General features: G+C 68.1%; 7 protein-coding genes. 2 read left to right on the forward strand and 5 right to left on the reverse strand.

Annotation, left to right across the window (positions count from 1 at the left end):
* The coding region (locus KUM38_RS27705; protein ID WP_217133058.1) for a Stk1 family PASTA domain-containing Ser/Thr kinase at nucleotides 1-1,269 on the forward strand (1,269 nt) is incomplete at its 5' end.
* A gap of 183 nt (nucleotides 1,270-1,452) precedes the next feature.
* Complete coding sequence (locus KUM38_RS27710) at nucleotides 1,453-2,493, forward strand: restriction endonuclease (protein ID WP_217133059.1); 1,041 nt, start codon at nucleotides 1,453-1,455, stop codon at nucleotides 2,491-2,493.
* Nucleotides 2,494-2,583: 90 nt separating this feature from the next.
* Here the strand turns inward: KUM38_RS27710 and KUM38_RS27715 are convergent, their stop codons facing one another.
* From KUM38_RS27715 to KUM38_RS27735, 5 genes are all read right to left on the reverse strand, one after another.
* Nucleotides 2,584-3,351 (reverse strand): class E sortase, encoded by a 768-nt coding sequence (locus KUM38_RS27715; protein WP_217133061.1) that lies wholly within the window; start codon nucleotides 3,349-3,351, stop codon nucleotides 2,584-2,586.
* A gap of 13 nt (nucleotides 3,352-3,364) precedes the next feature.
* Nucleotides 3,365-4,492, reverse strand: coding sequence for a class E sortase (locus tag KUM38_RS27720; protein ID WP_217133064.1), 1,128 nt, complete (start codon nucleotides 4,490-4,492; stop codon nucleotides 3,365-3,367).
* Nucleotides 4,489-5,127 (reverse strand): aminodeoxychorismate/anthranilate synthase component II, encoded by a 639-nt coding sequence (locus KUM38_RS27725; RefSeq protein ID WP_217133065.1) that lies wholly within the window; start codon nucleotides 5,125-5,127, stop codon nucleotides 4,489-4,491. Before KUM38_RS27725 ends, KUM38_RS27720 begins: the two co-directional genes overlap by 4 nt.
* On the reverse strand, nucleotides 5,124-5,285 hold the full coding sequence (locus KUM38_RS27730; RefSeq protein WP_217133066.1) for a hypothetical protein: 162 nt from the start codon (nucleotides 5,283-5,285) through the stop codon (nucleotides 5,124-5,126). The genes KUM38_RS27725 and KUM38_RS27730 overlap by 4 nt, the downstream gene beginning before the upstream one ends.
* 197 nt (nucleotides 5,286-5,482) lie before the next feature.
* Nucleotides 5,483-5,904 (reverse strand): DUF881 domain-containing protein (locus KUM38_RS27735; protein WP_217133070.1); only part of this gene is annotated, 422 nt, incomplete at its 5' end.

The following is a 5,904-nucleotide window of genomic DNA, read 5'->3' on the forward strand; positions in this document are numbered from 1 at the left end:
GAGATGGACGCGATCGTGCTGAAGGCGCTGGTCAAGGACCCCGACTACCGGTACCAGTCGGCCGACGAGATGCGCGCCGACATCGAGGCATGCCTCGACGGCCAGCCCGTCGCGGCGACCGCCGCACTGGGCGCGGTCGGCTACGGCGGCTACCCCGACGACCAGCCGACGACGGCCCTGCGCCAGGGCGCGGACCCCGGTGCCGCGACCTCGATGCTGCCGCCCATGAACCCGGACGACGGCGGCTACGGCTACGACGACCGCCAGAGCCGCCGGCGCCAGCCGAAGAAGAACAACACCTCGACGATATTGCTGGTCGTGGCGGGTGTCCTGGTCCTCATCGGCGCGATCCTGATCGGCCGCTGGGCCATCAGCGGGGGCGGCGGCGTGGGCAACGACAAGGTCGCGACCCCGAACTTCGTCGGCGAGACCAAAGCGGACGCCGAACAACAGGCCATCAACGGCGACGTGAAGCTCACCTTCGAAGAGAAGCCCTGCGAGAACCAGAGCAAGGGCAAGATCTGCGACCAGGACCCCAAGGCGGGCACCAAGGTCGACAAGGACTCCACCATCAACCTGACGGTCTCCACCGGGGCGCCGAAGGTCGAGGTTCCGGACGTCGAGGGCCTCAGCTTCGACGACGCGGAAGAAGCCCTGAAGGAGAAGGGCTTCGAGGTCGAGCAGCAGACCGAGGAGTCCACTCAGACACCGGACACGGTGCTCTCCCAGAACCCTGCGGGCGGCACCTCGAAGGAGAAGGGCTCCACGGTCACGCTCACCGTCGCCAAGGAGACGGCCCAGGTGACCGTGCCCAGTCTTCTGGGCAAGACCCCCGATGAGGCCAAGGGGCTGCTGGAGTCCAAGGGCCTGGTACTCGGAGCTCAGACAGAGGAGGAGTCCACGGCCCAGGCCGAGGGAACCATCTTTGAGCAGAGCTTCGCACCCGGCACGGACGTCGACCGCGGCAGCACGGTCACGATCAAGATCGCCAAGGCACCGCAGAACGAGACGTTCGCCATGCCGAAGGTCACCCAGATGACGGTCGCCCAGGCCAAGCAGGTACTCGCCCAGAACGGTCTACAGCTCGAGAGGGTCCAGGGCGGAGGCGACGACAACGCCGTGGTGCTCCAGAGCACTCCGCAGGAAGGCCAGCAGGTCAAGAAGGGCGACAAGGTCACTCTGATCGCCCTCGGCGGCCAGCAGGGCGGCAACGGCGGCAACGACGGCGGCATCTTCGGCGGCATCACCGGCGGCCGCGAGGACGACTGACGCGTAGCCCTCTGCACGAACAGGAGCCCCGGCCCTCTCCGGAGAGGGCCGGGGCTCCTTTTATGAGCCCGTCCTGTACACGCGTCTTCGCTTCGCTCATGCCTTCGCCTGTCACCACTCGTTGATCAGGTGGGGTGGGACATCTGGAGTGCTGCCCCGACCACGAAACCGAAAGGGGCGGAAGTGATCGACGAATCCGCACTCCTGGAGTCGAAGACCCTGCGCAGCAGCGTGCTGGACCGGACGGACGTCCTCGACAAGGTCAAGGCTCTGTCGCTCCTGCCCGACGGGATGCATGTGACGACGGCGATGGTGGCGGCGTACTTCGAGGTCACGGTCGAAGTCGTCCGACAACTGACCAAGCGCCACCGTGAAGAACTCGAAGTCAATGGAATGGCGGTACTCCGAGGCTCTGACCTGCGGCAGTTCGAGAGTGACAACATGTCACTCTCGCTGGCCAGTTATCCACAGGCCCGTCGGAGCCTCACCATCTACTCCCGGCGAGCCGTCCTCAACGTCACGATGCTTCTCCGCGACAGCCATGTCGCCCGCCAGGTACGCACGTACCTGCTCGACATGGAGTACTCGGGTCGCACACAGCCTGTGGATAACCTTCCGGGGCCCGACACCGTCCTGCTCGACGACCGCATCGACCAGCGCATCACCCACATCCTCGGCAAGACCGTCGTGCCGATGTTCAACGCCCTGATCGCCGCATCCGGTGAACACCGCCGCGAACTCATCGAGCTCCGCGAGGACATCGAGAACGTCGAGCGCACGCTGTGCCGGCACCACCGCCGGATCAGCACCCTGGAGGAAGAGATTCCGGCAGACCGGGTCAGGGACTCCATCGCGGCCATGACCTGGCAGGCGTTCGAACGTCACGTGGCCGACCTGCTGCGCCGGGACGGCTGCAGCGACGTCGTCGTACGACAGACCCGCATCGACCGGGGCATCGACATCACCGCGCGGACGGCCGACGGCCGCACCGTCGCGGTCCGGTGCAAGAACCGGGCGGGCCACCGCCACGTGCCGAGCTCGGACATGCAGAGGTTCGCCGGAGCCGCACGAGCCGTCGAACGCGTCGACGTCGCCCTGTTCGTCACCACGTCCTACTTCAGCCACGAAGCGCAGGCGGTCGCCGACCTGGGCGGGGTCCTCACCGTGGACCGTGAGGAACTGGGGGCATGGAGCGCCGGAGCACGGCTGAGGGCGCTGCGCTAGGCCCGGGAGAAGAAGGCCCGAAGCCGCAAAGGCAAGTTGCGGCTTCGGGCCTTCGCCATATTAGGCAACCGACCGCTTCGGCAGGGGGAGTCAGCGCAGTTCCTCCGGCGGTGTCCGCTCCTCGTCCACCTTCTCCGTGCGGACCAGTTCGCCCCACACGATGTACCGGTACTTGCTGGTGTACACCGGCGTGCAGGTGGTCAGCGTGATGTAGTGGCCGGCCTTCTTCTTGCCGGACTCCTTCGGGATCTTCCCGAGGACGTCGACGTTGTACTTCGAGGTCTCGGGGAGGATGCCGTAGACCTTGTAGACGTACCACGTGTCCTTCGTCTCGAAGACGATCGGGTCACCCTTCTCGATCTTGTGGATGCCGTGGAACTTCGCGCCGTGCCCGTCCCGGTGGGCGGCGAGGGAGAAGTTGCCCTTCTTGCCGGAGGTCGGCACGGTCGCCTTCACCGGGTCGGTGTAGTAGCCGGCGACGCCGTCGTTGAGGACCTTCATCGACGTGCCCTTCTCGACGAGGATCTCGTCACCGCTCATCGCGGGCACGTGCAGGAAGCCGATGCCGTTCTTGCTGTCGTAGGCGGCGGGCCCGCCGCCGTCACCACCGTCACCGGACTCCCGGGACCAGGAGTCGCGGACCTTGTCCGCCTGCTTGTCCGCCGCGCGGTCGGCGACGACGTTCGTCCACCACAGCGAGTAGACGACGAACAGACCGAGCACCAGGCCCGCGGTGATGAGCAGTTCCCCGAAGAAGCTGACGGCCATCGCCACGGGACCCATACGGCGGCGCGCCGGAGGCGGCGCGGTCGCGGGCGCGTCGGTGTGCTCTTCGGTGTCGTCGGCGGTCGCTGCCACGTTTCCTCTGCCCTTAACTGACGAGCGCATCCGGCTTGCCCTTGCTGCGCGGCCGTTCCTCGACCATCTTGCCCCAGACGATCAAGCGGTACTTGCTGGTGAACTCCGGTGTGCACGTGGTCAGCGTGATGTAGCGGCCGGGCCCGGTGAAGCCCGATCCCTTCGGCACCGGTTCGAGGACGCTCACGTTGCTCGGCGGCGTGACCGGGAGGATCGACGCCATCTGGTAGACGAAGTACTCGTCCTGCGTCTCCACCACGATCGGGTCGCCCGGCTCCAGCCGGTTGATGTACCGGAACGGCTCCCCGTGCGTGTTGCGGTGTCCCGCCAGCCCGAAGTTGCCGGTCTTCGCGTCCGGCATCGCCGTCTTCAGCGCGCCCTCCGCGTAGTGCCCCACCATGCCCCGGTCGAGCACCTTCTTGCTGTTGATGCCCTCCGCGATCGGCACCACCACGTCCAGCTTGGGGATGTGCAGCAGCGCGAAGCCCTGCCCCGGCTCGAACGCCCCCGGCTTGCGCTCGCCGTTCGCCCAGTCGTTCTGGAGGTCGCTGACCTCCTTGCCGGCCTGCGCGTGCGCCCGCACGTTCGTCCACCACAACTGGTAGGTGACGAAGAGCAGCATCAGCACACCACAGGTGATGAACACCTCGCCGATCGCCCGGCTCGCGACGACCGCCGGACTCGCCTTGCGCGCCCTCGCCTGCCGACGCGCCTCCACCCGCGACAGCGGCGCCCGTGACGTCCCCTCGGACGCCTCTGACGCCCCTTCCCGGCCCGCGTCCGCCCCAGGGGCCTCCGCGGCCTTGTGAGAGCCTCCACGGCGCCCGTGGCGCTTCCTGGATGCCTTCCTGCGGGCCGCACGCCCGCCCGATGCCGCTAAGGGCGCCGACGCGGACTCCTCACGCGCCGTTCGCTCCGGCGGTTCGGGGATCCGCAGCGCCACCGTCTCCTCGTCGACCGGCGGCAGATACGCGGTGCTCCCGGAAGCGCCGCCATAGGAGTCGGACGCCGTGTCGTCGTACCAGCCGTCCCCGTACGCACCCGGCGCCCCGTACGGCTGCCCGCCGTACGAGGTGCCCTGTTCGCCGGCGCCGCCGTAGGCGTCGGCGCCGGACTCACGCTCGGGGCGCAGCGCGGTCACGCCGAGGACCTGCCCACCACCGGGGCGAGCCCCGCCGACCTCGCCACCGCGCCCTCGTCGCCGCACTCCACCAGCCAGTTGGCCAGCATCCGGTGGCCGTGCTCGGTCAGCACCGACTCGGGATGGAACTGCACGCCCTCGACCAGGAGTTCACGGTGCCTCAGCCCCATCACCATGCCGTCCGGCGTCCTGGCCGTGACCTCCAGCTCCACCGGTACCGTGGCCGGCTCGGCGGCCAGCGAGTGATAGCGGGTCGCCGTGAACGGGGAGGGCAGGCCCGCGAAGACGCCCTTGCCCCCGTGCTCGACCGGCGACGTCTTGCCGTGCAGCAGCTCGGGCGCGCGGCTTACGACACCGCCGTACGCCACCTGCATCGACTGCATGCCGAGGCAGACGCCGAAGACCGGCACCCCGGTGGCCGCGCAGTGCCGCACCATGTCCACGCAGACGCCGGCCTCCTCGGGAGTACCGGGGCCCGGGGACAGCAGCACCCCGTCGAAACCGTCCTGCGCGTGTGCCGTCGACACCTCGTCGTTGCGCAGGACCTCGCACTCGGCGCCCAGCTGGTACAGGTACTGGACGAGGTTGAAGACGAAGCTGTCGTAGTTGTCGACGACGAGAATGCGCGCGCTCACTGGTTGTCCACCGTCACATCGTTGAAGGGCAGCAGCGGCTCGGCCCACGGAAAGACGTACTGGAAGAGGACGTAGACCACGGCGATGACCAGCACCAGTGAGAGCAGTGCCCGCACCCATGCGTTGCCCGGAAGATGCCGCCAGATCCAGCTGTACATGCCGTCCCTTCCCTCGTACCACGGCACCAGACCCACGCCGTACGTCAACAGACTAACGGCGCGGCCCCTCCGATTTCCCGGCCTCCGCGGGCTGTACGGGATCAGGGCGGGCCCGGCCGCGTGCACCCACGAGTACGTGGCTCGGGGCCGATCGCCTCGATGTCCGGGCATGTTCCACGTGAAACCAGGACGGGCGGCTACTCCACGGGTTTCGCGTAGTGCAGGTCCACCGTGCCCGAGTAGCCGGGCAGGGTCACGGTCCCGTTGTCCTCGACCTGCCAGCCGAGCCCGTAGACGTTGACGTACACCATGTAGTTCTGGATCGCCGGCGAAGCGCTGAGCGCCCTCTTCAGCTTCTCGGGATCACCGACCGCCGTGATCTTGTACGGCGGGGAGTAGACGCGGCCCTGCAGGATCAGGGTGTTGCCCACACAGCGCACCGCACTGGTGGAGATCAGCCGCTGGTCCATGACCTTGATGCCCTCGGCGCCGCCCTGCCACATCGCGTTCACCACGGCCTGCAGGTCCTGCTGGTGGATGACCAGGTAGTCGGGCTGCGGCTCGGGGTAGCCGGGAAGCTTGGCGGTGGCGTCCGGCGGCGCGTCGTCGAGGGTGACCG

The organism is Streptomyces sp. AC558_RSS880 (genome assembly GCF_019049255.1).
Lineage (GTDB): Bacteria > Actinomycetota > Actinomycetes > Streptomycetales > Streptomycetaceae > Streptomyces.

Excerpts from the sequence above, each read along its gene's own strand:
- KUM38_RS27730 (WP_217133066.1), bottom strand. The coding sequence starts at position 5,285 with ATGTACAGCTGGATCTGGCGGCATCTTCCGGGCAACGCATGGGTGCGG.